This is a genomic window from Collinsella tanakaei, from assembly GCF_021531055.1.
GTDB lineage: Bacteria > Actinomycetota > Coriobacteriia > Coriobacteriales > Coriobacteriaceae > Collinsella > Collinsella tanakaei_B.
The window spans coordinates 182215-198664 of sequence record NZ_JADYTL010000003.1 but is presented as its reverse complement, the minus strand read 5'-3'; the positions used below and the strand labels follow the sequence as shown (position 1 = coordinate 198664).

The following is a 16450-nucleotide window of genomic DNA, read 5'->3' as shown; positions in this document are numbered from 1 at the left end:
TTGCCGCGGGATGGGTGCGGCGGCTAGACCGCCACGGCACGGGGATTCAGATGATCGATGCTGTCGAGCAGACGATCGAGCGAATGCTGCAGGTTCTTCTGCTGATTCGTCGACCGATGCGGCTCGTCGTCATGGTCGGCATCTGGTGAGGTGTCGTCGTGAAGATCGGCGGGGGAGACGAGGAGGCCGTTTCTCTGTGTCGGGGGGAAGGAGAATCGGTCTGCACGTTGGGATGGCTGCAATGGCGACCATGTGCTTGCTGCATGTTGGGAAGGATGCATGCCGGCCTCCTCGCTCATCCGCCAGATACCGCGCACATCAGGTGTCGCTTTTCTTTCCGTGCGCTGACCCCATTATGCCCGCGCTACGGTGCAACCCCTGTTTAAGCCTTGCTTACGCCTGTTTGAACGTTTCGTGATGCTGCAGGTAGATAGTGGTGAACAGGCGTATTTACGCGAACGGGCGGTGCGTTCGGGCACCCGGTGCGTGTGTCGTAAATGTGTGGGGTACGGTGTGAGCCGTTCGCGGTGCGAGAACGGCCGTCTGCCGACATGTGCTGCCGACTTGGCGGGTTGCGTGCATATCCCACCGCGGCGCGGCAATAAAGAGAATAGAGAAAGGGTCCTCCCCACCGAGATATCCGGTGAGAGCCTTCGAGAGGCGGGGAGGTCGGAGAGCCGGGGACGGCGTTCGCCCCCGGCTCTCTTCGTGTGCCAGCCCGGGGTGCTCCCACGCTAGCCGACAGCGCGGATCTGGTCGATGACGCGCGCCATGGTCTCGTCGATGCGGTCGCGCTTGAGCTCGCATTCCCAGATGGTGATGGCGGTCCAGCCCAGCTCTTCGAGCTCGGCGAGGGCGCGGGCGTCGCGCTCCATGTTGCGGCGGAACTTGGCCTCCCAAAACTCGGTGTTTCGCTTGGGCATGCTGGGGTGGCAGTTCGGGCAACGATGCCAAAAGCACCCGTTTACGAAGATCGCGATGCGCCGACCCGGAAACGCGATGTCGGGACGGCCGGGCGCCTTCTTCCATTGCAGGCGGTAACCGGTGAGCCCCGCCTCGCGCAGGCGCTGCCGTACGAGCATCTCGGGTTTGGTGTCGGCTCGCTTGTTGCCGCGCATCGATTTGCGGATGGCGGCGCGGCGGCGCACGAGTTCGGTCTCGGCGGCGGTCAGGTCGCTCGTGTCGATGCCGTCGAGTAGCGAGGGTTTCTTCCTCGTCGTGCGGGATTTCCGACGCGGCCGCGGCTTCGGGGCAGCGTCCGCTGCTGGCGATGGACCGCCATCGCCAGCTGCCGCATCATCGATCCCGCGTCCGTTCGCCTCGGTGCCATCGAGGGCGAGCGCCTCGACGAGGCCCTTGTCCGCTGGCATCCACTCCAGGCTTGCCAGCGACCGGCGGCTGACCCAACGGATATCCAGCTGTCGGTCGCTGCGCTGCGGCTCCGCGCTGCCCTCACTCGCGTCGATACGGCAGAAAAAGCATTCCATCGAGAGATGGAAGTCCTCGTAATCGTATTCGACCGTATAGAAATCCCGCAGGTCCGTCACGCGGATCTGCAGCTCTTCGGCAAGTTCGCGCACGCAGGCGTCCTCCGGCGATTCGCCGCGCTCCACCTTGCCGCCCGGAAACTCCCAAAGTCCCTGCATATCGCCATAGCCGCGCTGAACGGCGAGCACTTCGTCGCCATCGCCGTCTCTGCGTATGATGCCTGCTGCCACATGTATCGTCTTCATGGCACACCATTCTACACGGGATGGGACCTGATCGAGCGGCGCGGGTGCGCCTGCGCGCGGGATGGACTAGAGCCGGACCGCATCAACGCCCCCGAGCGCACGATCGGCCTAGATTGAACGGCGTGACCCCTTTCGCGGCTAGGTAACCGCTCGATTCTCTGCGCATGAAAACCGTTTCCGGTTGCCCAACTTGCTGAATTTGCACTTTTCGGGGGTTTTCGTTCTTGTCCGTTTTGGCTGGTAGCAAAAGCGCAGGTCAGAAGCTTAGCGTTTTTGCGCAAAGGCTGGAAAACTGCCGAATTCCAAAATAGCGTCGTCAAAACCCCCGAAAAGTGCAAATCCAGCAAGATGGACGTTCGTAAGGCGTCGGCATGCTGCGCCGCGGTTATATTTCGCCGTGCTGAAAGTGCGCTATTGCCCGTCGCGCCGAGGCGCACCGTGCAGGCGCCCCGGCCTTAAGCCCGCCTTAACCAACCTTACAAAAGCGCAATCCAGATGTAAGCCAAATCGATGGATACGCTCTGCTACCTGCGCGACCATATCCTCAGGAGGTGGTCGTCATGGAGGCGATCGATATGAACACGAAGTCCGACATCCCGCGTCGCAATCCCTACGACGTGCGCGAGGAGCCGCAGGGCGTCGGCATGAGCGCACTCGAGATGCTCCTGTGGCTGCTGATCATGGCCGTGCTGTCGCTCGGCATGATCTGGCTGCTGTGGACGAATTCCCGATAAGGGCCGCGCCGGCCCTTCGTCTTGCTATGGTTACTACAGGAAAGGAAACACGAGCTATGCAGATGCAACATCTCACCGATACGACCGGGGCTGCCGCGCAGCCGCCCGTGCTCGACGTCCGGCACGTCGAGAAGGTCTACGGGTCGCGCAACAACGTGACCCGCGCGCTCGCCGACGTCTCGTTCACCGTGCAGCGCGGCGAGTTCGTGGGCATCATGGGCGCATCGGGTTCGGGTAAGTCGACCCTGCTCAACTGCGTATCCACCATCGACGCCGTGACGAGCGGCCACGTCTTCATCGACGGGGTCGACGTGACCGGCATGAAACCTGCCAAGCTCACGCGCTTTCGTCGCGAGCAGCTCGGCTTCATCTTCCAGGATTCCAACCTGCTCGACACCCTGACCGCGCGCGAGAACATCGCCCTGCCGCTCACCATCAGCCGCGTGCCCGCGCGCGAGGTGCAGGTCCGCGTCGAGGCGGTGGCCTCGCGCCTGTCGATCACCGGCGTGCTCGACAAGTACCCCTACCAGATGTCCGGCGGCCAGCAGCAGCGCGTCGCCGCGGCTCGCGCGCTGGTCGGCGATCCCGCGATCATCATGGCCGACGAGCCTACGGGCGCGCTGGACTCCAAGAACGCGCGTCTGCTGCTCGAGTGCTTCGAGACCATGAACCGCACCTATCGGGCGACCGTCCTCATGGTCACGCATGACAGCTTCGCCGCGAGTTACACCAATCGCGTACTGTTCATCCGCGACGGCCGCATCTTCACCGAGCTGCGCCGTGGAGCCGCGAGCCGCCAGGAGTTCTTCAACCGCATCATGGAGGTCGTGGCGATGATGGGCGGTGAGGGTTCCGATGCTCTGTAAGCTCGCTTGGGGCAACGTGCGCCGCGCCGGCAGGGACTACCTCGTCTACCTACTCACCCTCACGCTCGCCGTCACCGTGTTCTACGCGTTCAACACGATCTCGGTGCAGGTCGACCTCGCCGGCGTAACCGCGCAGAACGCCGGCATGGGCGAAACGCTCGGTGGCATCATCAGCGGCCTCACGGTCTTCCTCGCCGTGGTGATGGGCTTTCTCATGGTCTACGCCAACAACTTCATCATGAAGCGCCGCAAGAAGGAGTTCGGTCTCTATCAGGTGCTCGGCATGAGCAAGGGGCAGGTCGCGCGCATCATGACGTTCGAGACCCTGTTCGTGTCGATGGCGGCGCTCGCGCTCGGCATCGTCTGCGGGCTCGCGCTCTCGCAGCTCATGGTGTTCTTCACCGCCTCGCTGTTCAAGACGCAGATCGCCGACTTCCACTTCTTCTTCTCGCTCGGTGCCTTCGCGATGACCGTGGGCTGCTTGGCGGCGATCTTCCTCGTCACGCTTGTGTTCAACCTGCGCGTGGTGGCGCGCGCCAAGATCATCGACCTCATGAGCGCCGGACGGCAAAACGAGGCGATCAAGACCCGTAACCCGTGGGTCTCGGCGGTCATCTTCCTTGTGGGCCTTGCCGCCATCGTCGTCGCGTACGTGCGGCTGCTGCACGACGGCCTGCCGTATGACGGCACGCCCGAAGGGATGCAGACATTCGGCATCACGACCGCCATCGTGGTGGTCGGCACCATCCTGTTCTTCTACGGACTGTCGGGCTTTTTGCTCAAGGCGCTGCAGAGCGCGCGCGGCCTGTATTGGCGCGGCCTCAACATGGTCACGCTGCGGCAGCTGTCCGCCAAGGTCAACACGGTGAGCCTGTCCATGGCTGTCATCGCGATGATCCTGTTTTTGGCCATCACGTCCGTGACGACGGGCATGTCGCTCGCGAGCACGATGAACAGCACGGTGGAGCGCGGTACGCCGGTGGACTACACGCGCTGCCTTGTCTATTGGAGCGCCGACGTGGTGGACGAGATGAACGCCGAGGTGCAGGCGCAGGAGGCGCACGATGCGGGCGCACCGAGCGATGCGGAGGCGGTTGCCGACCGTTCGGATGCTTCGCGCTACGCCGTGGCGGACGACCCGATCGACATGATGCAGGCGAGCGCGGGCGACACCGTGGATCCCGACACCGCCGATGCCCGTCCCTTCGACCTCGCATCCATCGCCGGTGCTTCCGTGCAGGTTGACACCTACGACTCCATCCCGCGCGACGCGGATAAGCCCGTGGTGACGCTGTGGGATCTTTGTCGGCTCGTGCACATGGACCTGCCCGCCGGCACCGAGACCTCCGATATGACCACGCTCGGCCTTGCGGTCATGACGGAGTCGAACTACAACGAGTACCTGCGCTTCCGGGGCATGGAAACTATCGAGCTCGGCGAGAACGGCTACACGATCACCTCCGACATGGGCGCCACGGTAAACGACATCTACAACAAGGTGCTCGCCGAGGGCGTCGAGCTCACGATCGGCGGCCGGGCACTCCGTCCCGTGCAGGACCGCGTGCCCGAGGACGCGAGCACGTTCCAAAACGCCATGATGGGCATGAACTCGGGCACCATCGTGTTGCCGGACGATCTGGTGGCCGCTCTCGATCTGTCGCCCTACATAAGCTACCTCATGGTGGACTACGCCGATGACGTCTCGGTCGGCGAGGGCGATGCCTATATCGGCGCTTATCGCACCTACGGCGACGTCACGAATGCGGCGGGCGAATCCGTGGCGGGCTGGGGCGTCGAGGCCACGCGCACCACCACGTACCAAAGTGTCGATTCCATGAACGGTCTGATCAGCTATCTGGCGATCTACATCGGCTTCGTGCTCGTGGTGGCCTGCGCGGCGATCCTCACCATCCAGCAGCTCTCCGGCGTGTCCGACGCCAGCAGGAACTACCGGATCCTCTCCGAGCTCGGCACGTCGGTCCGCGAAATCTATCACTCGGTGTTCGTGCAGCAGACGATTTTCTTCGTGTTTCCCGTCGTGGTCGGTATCGCGCACTCGATCGTGGCACTCTCGGTCATCATCAAGCTCGTGGCGCTGTTCGGCGGCATGACGATCGGCGGCATGGTGGGCATCACCACGCTCATCTTCCTGATCGCCTACGGCGGCTACTTCTGCGTGACGTACGTCATGGGCAGGGGTATCGTGCGCGACGCCATCCGTACCCGTCACGCCGCGTAAGCGAGAGGTCTGGCCGCTTTTCGAGAAACGCGGCAGTCGCTCGAGAAGGTCCACCGTGGCCGCAATGCAAAAGACCCGCAGGCAGCATGCGCTTCCTGCGGGTCTTTCCCGTTCGCGCGGGGCGAACGGTATGTCACAGATGAACTAGGCGGCGAGACGGCCGTAGGCGGAGGATGCCTTCGGGGTCACGTGAGCGGCGCGGTCGAGATAGGCACCAGTGCTGATGCCGGGCACGGCGGCCTCGAGCTCGTTGGAGAAGATGTTCGCAATAGCCTTGGCGGTGGACTGGAGCAGGTTGATGGCGGCCATAGTTCTTCCTTTCCTTCGATATGCTATGGACTTGAACGGACCGTTTACTGTGGGTAATCGTCCGTTCACCGATTTGCCGAGGGCAAGTCTAATCGGACGCCCAGACGGTTTCAAGGGTCGCTGGCAATCATTTGGAAACGATTCAAGAGTTGCACATAATGCGCAGGTAAACACCTTGTTTTTGCAGCATATGCTGCACTGCGGGATAGTGGTGGAGCGCGGATTTCGGGGCCTTGCGTGCCCCTTTTGGCGTCTTTTGTGGCAATGCGACCACAATTTCTTCATATCGTCGTGCTAGGCATCCTCATCACCGCCTGTCAGCACACGTCGATCATGCCCATGGAAAGGCCCCGCGAACCGGTGTGATCCGGCTTGCGGGGCCTCGGTGCCTCGCGCGCGTGCGGCAAGGCGTCAGATGCAAGAGGGCCTAGATGGATGCCGCGTATGGGCGCATCGGCCAGACCTCGGAGGGAATGCAGACGCTCTTGGCGGAGTCTCCCGCCTTCTTGGTCGCTTCCAAAAACGCTTCGTATGAACGCTTAAGGTTGAGTCGCTGGTCCTTTGAGCGTTTCGGGCGTTTGGCGGTTGTCACCTGGGGAGCGTTCGTCTCGGCGAGGTGAGGGTCCTCTTTTCTCTTCGTTGCGATGCGCATCGTGTCATCTCCTGTTCAGCGTTGCCAAGGCGCCGCGGGCGCCTCGACGGTCGATTGGTGCGCCGATAAAGAATGTACCTCAGGGGCGTCGGATTAGTCTGAAGAACCTCTTAAGTCGTGTTCTCCGTCGCGAACGGCATCTTTTGACAAGGGGGCGGTCATATATCTGTGCGATCTGTGATGCCTCTGCTCCAAAAGGTCCTGCGTATTCCAAAAAGGGCCAGGAGAAAACTGGGACATTTCTGGTGCGCGTCGCGAAGGTGGGCAATTTGTTCAGATATGAAGGTTGTGCATCTGCCGCGGATGATGGAATCTCACAAAACGTAATATCTTAGTTTGCCTATCGACTGATGCGCGGTCGACAGCATGGCTGCAGAAGTTACGGTACTGCCAAAACAGCCCGATTTGATGGCGTTTTAGGAGGTCCAAACCTTCATATCTGAACAAATTGCCCGGTCTTGGCGTGCGGTAGGCGCGCAGTCGGGAAGCAGGTGTTCCAAAACCGCGCACGCGCATCGTGCCCCACGTGAGGTCGTGGGGGCGTGGGGCATTACCGGTCGGCGCGCTCGTCAGCGCTCGGCTTTTTCTTGGGCAGACGACCGGCGCGCTTCAGGGCGTCACGCAGTATCCACTCGACTTGACCGTTGGCGCTGCGCATCTCATCGTCGGCCCAGCGCTGAACGGCCTCCCAGATGGCGGGGTCTATACGGAGTGGATACTGCTTGCGTGCCATGCGGACACCTGCTTTGACGTGCGGGATGGGAAAATGGTGCCTGTCCCCATTTTCCCATACGGGGCTGATACTGGGAAAATGGTGCCTGTCCCTATTTTCCCGGGGCTAGTAGAGGGAGCTGGTGTTGAGAACCGGATGCGCTTCGGATTCGCCGCACAGCACGACCATGAGGTTCGAGGCCATCTGCGCCTTGCGCTCCTCGTCCAGCTCGATGGTGCCGCCGTCGGCGAGCTCCTTCACCGCCATATCGACCATCGACACCGCGCCCTCGACGATCTTCTTGCGTGCGGCGATGACGGCTTCGGCCTGCTGGCGGCGTAGCATCGCTTGGGCGATCTCGGGCGCGTAGGCCAGATGCGTGAGGCGGGCGTCGTCCACGGTTACGCCGGCCGGTGCCAGGCGCTGGGTGAGCTCGCGCTTGAGCGCCTCGGAGACCTCCTCGATGTTGGAACGCAGCGTGATGGCGCCGGCGTCGTCGGAGTTGTCCTCCAGGTGGTCGTAGGCGTAGATGCTCGCCACGTGGCGCAACGCCGTCTCGGCTTGGGTGGAGACGAACTGCTCGTAGTTGTCCACGTCAAATAGGGCCTTTGCGGTGTCGGCGACGTGCCACACCACGACGTTCGCGATTTCGATGGGGTTGCCCATCTTGTCGTTGACCTTCAGGATCTCGCCGTTCAGGGTGCGGGCGCGTACGCTCACCTTGGTCGACAGGTTGCTGGATGCCTTGGCGGCGACGCTGATCTGCTTGCCGAGCGATAGGCTCGACTTGGAGAGGACCTCGGCGGTCGCCTCTTCGGCAGAGGCATTCGTGCCCATCGAGCGGCTGTAGAACGGGTTGGCCCAGCGGAAACCGCCGTCGCGCACCGTGCCCTTATAGTCGCCGAACAGGATGCACACGCGCGCCTGGCCGGGCTGCAGGGTAAAGAAGCCGCAGACGGGGATCCAAACGAGGCAGAACGCGGCGATGCTCAAGCCCAGACCCCAGCCGTGCAGCGGGTTGATGGGAACGCCGGCGTCTTCGGCGTCGGCAAGACCGATGATGCTCAGGATGAATACGACGACGATGGCGACAAACGCCACGCAGACGACGGCGAGCATACCCCAACCGGATTTGGCCTTGATCTGCTTTTCCACGCTCATGGAAGTTCCTTTCGAACGACGTCCGCGTTTGCGTGACAGCCCGGACGCTGCCCCGTATTGCTTCGGGGGGGGGCAGTCCCCGACGGGACCCGTGCGTCCCGTTGATTGCATTGTGATATCACATTGGTTTCTCGTCAAGACGCCGTTCGACCCATCGGTGAACGGCATTCCACCATGTCCCAAAAGGGGGCCGGGAGGAAATTGGGATACAGGGGGCGGGGCAGGCTTTCCTTTCCGTGAGGGAATGTTTCGAAGGGTGTGAAACGGGTACCATGTGCTCGTATGACGGTCTTGCAGGGGAAAGGAGTGGCCGCCATGGTGGGGATCGTGCTCGTCTCGCATTCCAAGGCGCTCGTCGAGGCGCTACATGACTACACCGAGGCCATCGCCCCCAAGGCCCCGGTGGCGCTTGCCGGCGGGCTGCCCGACGGCTCGTTCGGTACGAGCTATACGCGCGTCCGCGCCGCCATCTCCGCAGTCAACGGGCCGGACGGCGTCATCGTCATCATGGACATGGGCGCCTCCGCCGCAATCGTCAAGATGGTCCTGTCCGATCTGCACGACCCGGATGTATGCATGGCCGACTGTCCCTTCGTCGAGGGCGCGGTCGAGGCGACGGTGCAGTCGCAGGCGGGTATCGACCGCGACAGCATCATGCAGTCGCTCCGCTCGCTGTCCTCGCTGCGCAAGTTCTAGGCTTCACCGTCATCCGTCAACATCCGCTCGGCCCTCTATACGGCCAATCCGAACATTTCGCACATCCCGGAATGTGAAAACCACGACAAGCTGCCCAAGGCCGCGGCACCGTGGTGTTTTTATACTATCCTATGTCGTGTAGTCAGCGGGCACCAAATATGTTACAGAGTGAATAGCATATCCAACAGCGGGTACAACCCGCTTGGCATACGGGCACGACGACATCCGTCGCCCGCCGCTACGGCATTCACCAGGCGCCTGCCGAACCGGCATGCGCACGACCGCGAGGAGCGTGGTTGCACCAATGAAAGCATGGGAAGACTTTGTAGGCGGTATCTGGCAGGATGAGGTGGACGTCCGCGACTTCATCCAGCGCAACTACACCCCCTACGAGGGCGACGAGTCGTTCCTCGCCGGGCCGACCGAGCGCACCACCGAGTTGTGGAACACGGTGCTCGGCCTGCTGGAGGAGGAGCGCGCGAAAGGCGGCGCCCTCGATATCGAGACCGATCTCGTGACGGGCATCACGGCATATCCCGCCGGCTACATCGTGCCCGACCATCCCGAGCTCGAGACCATCGTCGGCCTGCAGACCGACAAGCCGCTCAAGCGCGCCCTGCACGTCAACGGCGGCATCCGCATCGCCTGCCAGGCGGCGGCGCAGCACGGCTACGAGGTGGACCCCGAGATCGTCGACATCTACACCAACAAGCGCAAGACGCATAACGCCGGCGTGTTCGACGTGTACAAGCCCGAGATGCGCGCCTGCCGCTCGGCGCACATCATCACCGGTCTGCCCGACGGTTACGGCCGCGGCCGCATCATCGGCGACTACCGCCGCGTGGCCCTCTACGGCCTGGACTTCCTCATCCGCGACAAGGAGGCCCAGAAGGCCGCCACGCCGGATACCATGACCGAGGCGGTCATCCGCGATCGCGAGGAGCTCTCCGAGCAGATCCGCGCCCTGCATCAGCTCAAGGCTCTCGGTGGGGCGTACGGCTTCGACATCTCGCGCCCGGCGGCCAACACGCAGGAGGCCATCCAGTGGATGTACTTCGCCTACCTCGCCGCCGTCAAGGAGCAAAACGGCGCCGCTATGTCCATCGGCCGTACCTCGACGTTCATCGACATCTATGCTGAGCGCGACCTGCGCCGCGGCACCTTCACCGAGGAGCAGATCCAGGAGTTCGTCGACCACTTCATCATGAAGCTGCGCATGGTCAAGTTCGCGCGTACCCCCGAGTACCAGGCGCTGTTCTCCGGCGACCCGCAGTGGGTGACCGAGTCCATCGGCGGCATGGGCGTCGACGGCCGCACGCTCGTCACCAAGATGAGCTTCCGCTACCTGCACACCCTCGAGAACATGGGCACCTCGCCCGAGCCCAACCTCACGGTACTGTGGAGCACGCGTCTGCCCCACGCGTTCAAGGAGTTCTGCGCCAAGACCTCGATCGCCAGCTCGTCGATCCAGTACGAGAACGACGACGTGATGCGCGTCTACCACGGCGACGACTACGCGATCGCCTGCTGTGTGTCCTCGATGCGCGTGGGCAAGGAGATGCAGTTCTTCGGCGCCCGCGCCAACCTCGCCAAGTGCCTGCTCTACGCACTCAACGGCGGTATCGACGAGGTCTCCAAAAAGCAGGTCGGTCCGGCCTACCGGCCCGTCGAGGGCGACACGCTCGACTACGACGACGTCATGGGCAAGTACCGCGAGATGATGCGTTGGCTCGCCGGCGTGTACGTGAACACGCTGAACATCATCCATTACATGCACGACAAGTACTGCTACGAGGCGATCCAGATGGCGCTGCACGACCATCACGTGCACCGCTGGTTCGCCACGGGCATTGCCGGTCTGTCCGTCGTGGCCGACTCGCTGTCCGCCATCAAGTACGCCAAGGTGCACCCGGTGCGCGACGAGAACGGCGTGATCGTCGACTTCACGATCGAGGGCGACTTCCCCAAGTACGGCAACGACGACGACCGCGTGGACAAGATCGCCCACGACGTCGTGCACGAGTTCATGGAGTTCGTGCGCCGCAACGAGACCTATCGCGATTCGGTGCCGACGACCTCGGTGCTCACCATCACGTCGAACGTGGTGTACGGCAAGAAGACCGGTGCCACGCCCGACGGTCGCCGCGCGGGCGAGCCGTTCGCGCCGGGCGCCAACCCCATGCACCAACGCGATTCGCACGGCGCCATCGCTTCACTGTCGAGTGTGGCCAAGCTGCCGTTCCGCGATGCGCAGGACGGCATCTCCAATACCTTCTCGATCATCCCGGGCGCGCTCGGCAAGGAGGACCAGGTGTTCTTCGGCGACGTCGACCTGGGCGAGATCGAGTTCGAGAATCCCGCGCCCAGCTGCGACTGCTGCCAGTAACGGCGCCCGGCACGCCGGCGGCGGCGTCCAGCCTGCCGGTGGCGGCGCCTGACGCGACGCGTTTTCCACGACCTATCGAAGGAGCATGACATGAAGGTTTCCGAGGTTTCCCAGAACCAGGCCGACAACCTGGTGAGCATGATCGACGCCTACGCCGAGAAGGGCGGCCACCATCTGAACGTCAACGTGTTCAACCGCGACACGCTGCTCGACGCACAGGCCCATCCCGAGAAGTATCCGCAGCTTACTGTGCGTGTGTCCGGGTACGCGGTCAACTTCCACAACCTCACGAAGGAGCAGCAGGACGAGGTCATCTCGCGCACGTTCCACGAGCAGATGTAGGTTGTCGCCGGTTCATCCGGCACGGTGAGGAGGTCGCGATGGAGCGCGTGAGGTTCGCGGTCATCGGCACGAGTTCGATCTCGGAGAGTTTCCTGGACGCCGTCTCGTCGAGTGACGAGGCCGTCTACGTGGGCAGCATGTCGCGCGACGCCGAGCGCGCCGCACGGGTGTCCGCGCGGTTCGGCGGCACGCGGGCGTTCACGACGGTCGCCGAGGTGGCGGCCTGCGACGAGGTCGACGCGGTCTACATCGCGAGCCCCAACGCGCTCCACGCCGAGCAGGCGCTCGCCTGCATCCGTGCCGGCAAGCACCTGCTCGTGGAAAAGCCGATCTGTGCGAACGCCGCGCAGGCGCGCATGCTGTTCGAGGCGGGTCGTTCAGCCGGCGTCGTGGTCATGGAGGCCATGCGCTCGGTGCACGACCCCGCCTACGAGGTGCTGCGCGCCGCGCTGCCGCGCATCGGGCGCGTGCGGCGGGCGAGCCTGCGCTTCGGTAAGTACTCGTCGCGCTACGACGAGGTGCTGGCGGGGCGTCAGACCAACATCTTCGACGCGCGCATGGCGACCGGCGCTCTCATGGATATCGGCGTGTACTGCGTCGAGGCGTGCGTGGCGCTGTTCGGCGAGCCCGAGGCGATTGCGTGCGAGGCCGTGCGCATCGCCGGGGAGGACTGCGCGACCACGGGCGGCGTGATCGACGGGGCGGGCACGATCCTTGCCCGGTATCCTGATATGGTCGCCGAGCTGGCGTATTCCAAGATCACCACGGATCTGTTGCCCTGCCAGATCGAAGGCGAGCTCGGCACGATCACCTACGGCGGCGTGTCGGTTCCGCTCGAGGGTACGCTGACGGTGCGCGGGCAGGCATGCGGGGGAGCGTCCCGCCCCGGCCAGTTCACGGTCGGCGACGTATGCGAGCCGCTGCCGTTCGCTCCGTGCGATAACAACATGTGCTATGAGCTGCAGGATTTTGTCGCATGCGTCCGCGGTGAGCGCGAGGCGGACGAGTTCGAGCGCATCACCTGCGCCTCGCTTTCCATCATGGACGAGGCGCGTCGCCAGGCGGGCATCGCGTTTCCCGCCGACGCCTGCTAGCAGGTCGAGCTGGGCGTGAACGCGCCGGACATAGGTGCAGATGTGTCGGACGCAGGCGCAAGCGTGCCCGACGCGAACGTGTCGCTCTAAGGAGGGGCGCCCGATGGCGCGCAAGACTTTCGATATGCCGGATGGGCCCATACAGTCGGACTATGCGCTCGGACGAATCCATTCCGTCGAGAGTATGGGTACCGTCGACGGGCCGGGGATTCGCTTCGTGGTGTTCATGCAGGGCTGCCCCATGCGCTGCCTGTTTTGCCACAACCCCGATACGTGGGATGCCGGCCCCGGAGCCGGAACGCCCGTGGCGGTCGAGCAGCTGGTCGAGGAGTTCGAGAGCAACCGGCCCTTCTATCGCACGGGCGGCATCACCGTGTCGGGTGGCGAGCCTCTGCTGCAATCGGACTTTTTGGCCGATCTGTTCGCCGCCATGCACGCACGCCCTGCCGGACGGGTCCATACATGCCTCGATACCTGCGGCTATGCGTTCGACCCGGCGCATCCCGAGCGTACGGCGCGCGTGCTCGACGAGACCGACCTGGTCCTGCTCGACATCAAGCACGCCGATCCCGCGGGGCATCGTGCGCTGACCGGGCGCGACCCGGCGCGCATCCTGGCGTTCGGCGATGAGCTCGCGCGCCGCGGTATCGACGTGGTGATCCGCCACGTGGTCGTGCCGGGCTACACGGATACCGTGGAGGAATGCGAGGCGCTGGGGCGACTCATCGCGCCGTGGCACAACGTCGTGGGGCTCGAGATGCTGCCGTACCACACCATGGGCGTCGCCAAGTACGAGCAGCTGGGTATCGCGTACCCGCTCGCCGGCGTGGAGCCCATGGATAAGGAGCGCATTCCCGACCTGCGCCGCGCCGTGTTGCGCGGCATGCGCGCTGCGCGCGGGTAGCGGGCACGAAGGGGCCGCGTGACAAGATGGGGCCGGGTACGAACCTGTCGCGACGGGTTCGCACCCGGCCCCTTCGTGTCGGTTGCGTCCGCCTAGGCGCGGCCGATGCGACGCATGATGAAATTGACGATTTCCGCTGCATCGTTGATGTTCAAAAACGGCGGCAGCGCCCGGGGCTCGCCATCCTCGTCGGCCTCCTTGGCGGCGCGGGCGCGAAAATCGCGTTCGACCAGCTCATTGCAGGCGATGGCGACGGTGTGCTCGTCAACCAGGTCGTAGGAGCTGTCACCGCGCAGGCGGTCGACGCCCGAGCGGCTCACGACGATGTTGGGCAGTTCCGCCGTCTTGTATCCCTCGACCACCACGACGTCGACGTCGGTGAAATGCGTGAGCAGGTCGGCGACCGGGACCTCCTCGGCGGTGTCGGCGTACTCCGCGAATCGCCCCGGGGAGACGAGGCCCACATGCCGGCTGCCTGCGCGCGCATGGCGCCAGGAGTCCTTGCCGGGCTGATCGACCTCGATGTTCTTCTCGCCGTGATGCTTGATGGAGCCCACGCGCAGCCCGCGTTGGGTGAGGCGCGCGATGACCTTCTCGACCAGCGTGGTCTTGCCGGAGTTCTGATAGCCGATGAACGCGATGGCCGGCGCCGCGGCGCCGTTCGCGATCGGCCCGCCGGGCAGGGGAGAGGTCGGAGAGGCAGGTGTTTCTGCGTCGGCATCTGCCGGGGCTGTGGGGGTCTCGACGGCGGGCACCGCGTCCGTTGCGGGCACCTTGTCCTCGCGCTCCCACGTGCCCGACCTGCCACCCTCTTTGCGCAGCAGGCGCACGTCGACGATTTCCATGCCGCGGTCCACGGCCTTGCACATGTCGTAGATGGTCAGGCAGGCGACGGAGGCGGCGGTGAGCGCCTCCATCTCGATGCCGGTCACGCCGGTCACGCCGCACGTCGCCTGTACGCGAAAGCCCACGCGGCCGTCGTCCCGCGCGCCCTCGCCGCTCGCGGGGATGGGCTCGATATCCACCGCGCTTTTGGTGATCATGAGCGGGTGGCACATGGGGATGAGCTCGCCGGTGCGCTTGGACGCCATGATGCCCGCGACGCGCGCGCAGGCGAGGACGTCGCCTTTCTTGGCGCGGTCCTCGAGTACCATCGTCTGCGTCTCGGGGTGCATGAGGATCGTGGCCTCGGCGACGGCGAGCCGCTGCGTCACCGCCTTGCCGGAGACGTCGATCATGCGCACATCGCCCTTGTCATCGACGTGGGTGAGCACGTCGCCCGCGCCGTCGCGGGTGGGAGCTGCGGTGTGGGCGGCGGGCGCGGGCGCGCCGTCCCTCACATCCACACCGTCGATCGCGGTGGTACTGTCCGTCATGTCCGCACCGTTGACTCCGGTAGGCCCGTCGGACGCAGCCGCGTCGGACGCCGCCGCCGCGCCGCCGCCCGCCCGCTCCTCGTCTTGCGCAGGCGGCTCGCCCACGACGGAGACGGGATACGTCTCGCCGGTTGCGCGTTTGATGGTGGTCTTGCCGGTCTTGCGTCGTGCCATGGACGATCAGCCTCCGATCTGCGACATGAAGCGCGTCGTGCCATCGACGCGATCGTGCTCTTTGGGTTTGCGTGCGACCGCCTCGCGGTAGATGGCGCGCGCCAGTGCGTCGTCGTGGTCCCGCAGCGCATCGCGCACGAGGTATTCGTCATCAGAGAACAGGCATGGCCGTAGCTTGCCGTCGGACGTGAGGCGCAGGCGGTTGCACTGCGCGCAAAAATGGTTCGACATCGCCGAGATGAAGCCGACGGTGCCGGCTGCCGCGGCAAACCGCCAGTATCGGGCAGGTCCGACGCCGCCCGGAGCCGTACCGACAGGCTCCAGTGGGCCGAGACCTGCGGCGATGCCCTCGCGCGAGATGCGTTCGCGCAGCTCATCGCTGGGGACGATATCGCTTTCATTCCAGGTTCCGGGTTTGAGGGCATCCTGGGCGCCGGACTGCGTCGGGTAGCTCGATGCCGCATCGTGTGCCACGGGATTGTTCGCACCCATGCCGGGCAAGCAGTGGGGCTCGCGGTCGCCCTGTCCCCGGTTGCCCTTGCCGCCGATGGGCATGTACTCGATAAAGCGCACGTGGATCGGGCGGTCGACCGAAAGCCGTGCCAGCCCGAGCACGTCTTGATCAAGACGGCGCACCACGACGCTGTTGATCTTGACGGGGGAGAATCCGAAGTTGAGTGCGGCGTCGATGCCGGCGAGGGTCTGCTCGAGGCGGCCGCACCGCGTGATCCGCGCGAACTGCTCGGGATCGAGCGTGTCGAGCGAGATGTTGACGCGGTCGAGCCCCGCGTCGCGCAGTTCGGGTGCGAGCGCGGGCAGCAGAGCCCCGTTGGTGGTGAGCGAGATGTCCTCGACCTGCGGGATTGCTCGGATCGCGCGGATGAGCGGGATGATGCGGCGCGACACGAGCGGCTCGCCCCCGGTGAGGCGAACGTGCCGGATGCCCTCGGCCGCCGCGAGGCGCACGAAATGCGCCGTCTCCTCAGCGGTGAGCAGCTCGGTGTGATCGCGCCGCGCGACGCCTTCGGGCGGCATGCAATACACGCAGCGGTAGTTGCACTTATCCGTCACG

Annotated in this window: 15 protein-coding genes; 8 read left to right on the top strand and 7 right to left on the bottom strand. The window is 64.5% G+C overall.

Translation table 11 applies throughout. The features are described from left to right. Positions 1–23: 23 nt before the first annotated feature. Complete coding sequence (locus I6E04_RS04505; RefSeq protein ID WP_235421970.1) at positions 24–281, bottom strand: hypothetical protein; 258 nt, start codon at positions 279–281, stop codon at positions 24–26. Positions 282–734: 453 nt separating this feature from the next. Continuing rightward, positions 735–1733: a DNA mismatch endonuclease Vsr gene (gene vsr, locus I6E04_RS04500; RefSeq protein ID WP_235421969.1), complete on the bottom strand. Its 999-nt coding sequence runs from the start codon at positions 1731–1733 to the stop codon at positions 735–737. A 560-nt stretch (positions 1734–2293) separates the two neighbouring features. Here vsr and I6E04_RS04495 point away from each other — a divergent pair. The 3 genes from I6E04_RS04495 to I6E04_RS04485 are packed head-to-tail and all read left to right on the top strand — an operon-like array spanning position 2294 to position 5572. Beyond that, positions 2294–2467, top strand: a complete 174-nt coding sequence (locus I6E04_RS04495; RefSeq protein ID WP_235421968.1) for a hypothetical protein — start codon at positions 2294–2296, stop codon at positions 2465–2467. Between the two features lie 56 nt (positions 2468–2523). Then, complete coding sequence (locus I6E04_RS04490) at positions 2524–3333, top strand: ABC transporter ATP-binding protein (protein ID WP_235421967.1); 810 nt, start codon at positions 2524–2526, stop codon at positions 3331–3333. Continuing rightward, positions 3323–5572: an ABC transporter permease gene (locus I6E04_RS04485; RefSeq protein ID WP_235421966.1), complete on the top strand. Its 2250-nt coding sequence runs from the start codon at positions 3323–3325 to the stop codon at positions 5570–5572. The genes I6E04_RS04490 and I6E04_RS04485 overlap by 11 nt, the downstream gene beginning before the upstream one ends. A gap of 144 nt (positions 5573–5716) precedes the next feature. On the opposite strand, the gene I6E04_RS04480 is transcribed toward I6E04_RS04485, so the two are convergent. The 3 genes from I6E04_RS04480 to I6E04_RS04470 form a co-directional block, all read right to left on the bottom strand. Further along, positions 5717–5881 (bottom strand): hypothetical protein, encoded by a 165-nt coding sequence (locus I6E04_RS04480; RefSeq protein WP_235421965.1) that lies wholly within the window; start codon positions 5879–5881, stop codon positions 5717–5719. A gap of 1202 nt (positions 5882–7083) precedes the next feature. Beyond that, positions 7084–7266, bottom strand: a complete 183-nt coding sequence (locus tag I6E04_RS04475; protein WP_235421964.1) for an Arc family DNA binding domain-containing protein — start codon at positions 7264–7266, stop codon at positions 7084–7086. Between the two features lie 105 nt (positions 7267–7371). Next, complete coding sequence (locus I6E04_RS04470; RefSeq protein WP_235421963.1) at positions 7372–8406, bottom strand: SPFH domain-containing protein; 1035 nt, start codon at positions 8404–8406, stop codon at positions 7372–7374. Positions 8407–8721: 315 nt separating this feature from the next. On the opposite strand from I6E04_RS04470, the gene I6E04_RS04465 reads away from it, so the two are divergent. The 5 genes from I6E04_RS04465 (at position 8722) to pflA (ending at position 13828) form a co-directional block, all read left to right on the top strand. Beyond that, complete coding sequence (locus I6E04_RS04465) at positions 8722–9102, top strand: PTS-dependent dihydroxyacetone kinase phosphotransferase subunit DhaM (RefSeq protein ID WP_235421962.1); 381 nt, start codon at positions 8722–8724, stop codon at positions 9100–9102. A gap of 304 nt (positions 9103–9406) precedes the next feature. Beyond that, a complete protein-coding gene (gene pflB / locus I6E04_RS04460; protein WP_235421961.1) occupies positions 9407–11488 on the top strand; it encodes a formate C-acetyltransferase in 2082 nt (693 codons plus the stop codon). A 90-nt stretch (positions 11489–11578) separates the two neighbouring features. Then, the gene (gene grcA3, locus I6E04_RS04455; RefSeq protein ID WP_235421960.1) at positions 11579–11830 is read left to right on the top strand and encodes an autonomous glycyl radical cofactor GrcA3; all 252 of its coding nucleotides are present in this window, start codon (positions 11579–11581) and stop codon (positions 11828–11830) included. Between the two features lie 38 nt (positions 11831–11868). Continuing rightward, positions 11869–12924, top strand: coding sequence for a Gfo/Idh/MocA family protein (locus I6E04_RS04450; RefSeq protein WP_235421959.1), 1056 nt, complete (start codon positions 11869–11871; stop codon positions 12922–12924). 103 nt (positions 12925–13027) lie between these two features. Further along, positions 13028–13828: a pyruvate formate-lyase-activating protein gene (gene pflA, locus I6E04_RS04445; RefSeq protein ID WP_235421958.1), complete on the top strand. Its 801-nt coding sequence runs from the start codon at positions 13028–13030 to the stop codon at positions 13826–13828. A 92-nt stretch (positions 13829–13920) separates the two neighbouring features. Here the strand turns inward: pflA and moaC are convergent, their stop codons facing one another. Continuing rightward, positions 13921–15378, bottom strand: a complete 1458-nt coding sequence (gene moaC / locus I6E04_RS09940; RefSeq protein WP_235421957.1) for a cyclic pyranopterin monophosphate synthase MoaC — start codon at positions 15376–15378, stop codon at positions 13921–13923. A 6-nt stretch (positions 15379–15384) separates the two neighbouring features. Further along, complete coding sequence (locus I6E04_RS04435) at positions 15385–16413, bottom strand: GTP 3',8-cyclase MoaA (RefSeq protein WP_419179988.1); 1029 nt, start codon at positions 16411–16413, stop codon at positions 15385–15387. Between the last annotated feature and the right edge of the window lie 37 nt (positions 16414–16450).

Coding starts and splice junctions, on each gene's coding strand:
- I6E04_RS04475 (WP_235421964.1), bottom strand. CDS start 7,266: ATGGCACGCAAGCAGTATCCACTCCGTATAGACCCCGCCATCTGGGAG.
- I6E04_RS04470 (WP_235421963.1), bottom strand. CDS start 8,406: ATGAGCGTGGAAAAGCAGATCAAGGCCAAATCCGGTTGGGGTATGCTC.
- I6E04_RS04480 (WP_235421965.1), bottom strand. CDS start 5,881: ATGGCCGCCATCAACCTGCTCCAGTCCACCGCCAAGGCTATTGCGAAC.
- pflB (WP_235421961.1), top strand. CDS start 9,407: ATGAAAGCATGGGAAGACTTTGTAGGCGGTATCTGGCAGGATGAGGTG.
- I6E04_RS04435 (WP_419179988.1), bottom strand. CDS start 16,413: ATGCCGCCCGAAGGCGTCGCGCGGCGCGATCACACCGAGCTGCTCACC.
- pflA (WP_235421958.1), top strand. CDS start 13,028: ATGGCGCGCAAGACTTTCGATATGCCGGATGGGCCCATACAGTCGGAC.
- vsr (WP_235421969.1), bottom strand. CDS start 1,733: ATGAAGACGATACATGTGGCAGCAGGCATCATACGCAGAGACGGCGAT.
- grcA3 (WP_235421960.1), top strand. CDS start 11,579: ATGAAGGTTTCCGAGGTTTCCCAGAACCAGGCCGACAACCTGGTGAGC.
- I6E04_RS04495 (WP_235421968.1), top strand. CDS start 2,294: ATGGAGGCGATCGATATGAACACGAAGTCCGACATCCCGCGTCGCAAT.
- I6E04_RS04505 (WP_235421970.1), bottom strand. CDS start 281: ATGCATCCTTCCCAACATGCAGCAAGCACATGGTCGCCATTGCAGCCA.
- I6E04_RS04465 (WP_235421962.1), top strand. CDS start 8,722: ATGGTGGGGATCGTGCTCGTCTCGCATTCCAAGGCGCTCGTCGAGGCG.
- moaC (WP_235421957.1), bottom strand. CDS start 15,378: ATGGCACGACGCAAGACCGGCAAGACCACCATCAAACGCGCAACCGGC.
- I6E04_RS04485 (WP_235421966.1), top strand. CDS start 3,323: ATGCTCTGTAAGCTCGCTTGGGGCAACGTGCGCCGCGCCGGCAGGGAC.
- I6E04_RS04490 (WP_235421967.1), top strand. CDS start 2,524: ATGCAGATGCAACATCTCACCGATACGACCGGGGCTGCCGCGCAGCCG.
- I6E04_RS04450 (WP_235421959.1), top strand. CDS start 11,869: ATGGAGCGCGTGAGGTTCGCGGTCATCGGCACGAGTTCGATCTCGGAG.